The 940-nt window shown below is 42.4% G+C and carries 1 protein-coding gene; it reads left to right on the top strand.

Features of this window, described 5'->3' with window-relative positions; all coding sequences use genetic code 11:
* Positions 1–80 precede the first annotated feature (80 nt).
* On the top strand, positions 81–940 hold an 860-nt coding region (locus AAEY62_RS20005), incomplete at its 3' end, for an IS4 family transposase (protein WP_350635897.1).

The raw sequence follows: 940 nt of genomic DNA, 5'->3' as shown, positions 1-940 counted from the left end.
TAATGCAGATCGTTTAAGCTAATTGAACGATCTTTCAAAGGGCTCATAATAGGCTACAACAGAAGTTGTGGCCTATTTTTATGTCTGAATTTATTAAAGAATTACACCTTACGACTGAGTTTTGCCAAGATCGTGATATTGATTCGTTCACTAAGCACATTCCCCTTGAGTGGATTGAAGAAGCTGTTACCCAAACAGGAAGAGCCTCTGTACGCAAACGACGCTTCCCCGCCGAACAAGCCGCTTGGCTTGTGTTAGGAATTGGTTTATTAAGAAACCGCTCAATATCTGAAGTCTGTGACAAACTAGAGCTCGCTTTTCCTGACGCTAAAGGAGAGCTTCCACCATTGGCGACCAGCAGTATTATAAAAGGGAAAGAAAAGCTAGGCGCAGCGCCTATGAAACACCTTTTTAAACATACAGCAACGCAGTGGGAGCAGTCGCAAACTTTTGATGACGTGTGTGGTTTAAAGCTGCTAAGCGTTGACGGTACACAATTTAAAACCCAAGATACGCCGAGTAACCGTCATTTTGGCTATGCTCAATCGACAACGAACTTCCCCTCAGTACTTGCTGTAACCTTGATGTCGACAAGAACGCATTTAATATCCGATGCAGCGTTTGGCCCCATTACTCAAAGTGAAATTCATTATGCTCAACAGCTTGTTGGCTCAGCACCTGAACATTCACTAACTCTATTTGATAGAGGTTTCTTTTCGGCTGAACTATTCACGAGCTGGCAAGGTGTTAGCGAAAATCATCATTGGCTTACGCCCATCAAAAGTAAAATGCGCTATGAAATAACGGAATCATTTAGCGATTACGACCACTTAATAACAATGCCTATTTCGCCACAAGCTAAAAAATCAGCCCCTTACCTAGGTGATACATGGCAAGCAAGGCTTATTCAAATTCCGACACCTAAAGGTGAAATAAAAGG

The organism is Pseudoalteromonas sp. GW168-MNA-CIBAN-0100 (assembly GCF_040309225.1).
GTDB classification, from domain to species: Bacteria; Pseudomonadota; Gammaproteobacteria; order Enterobacterales; family Alteromonadaceae; genus Pseudoalteromonas; species Pseudoalteromonas arctica.
Note: the sequence above shows the minus strand (reverse complement) of the source record. Positions and strands in the feature narration are given on the sequence as shown.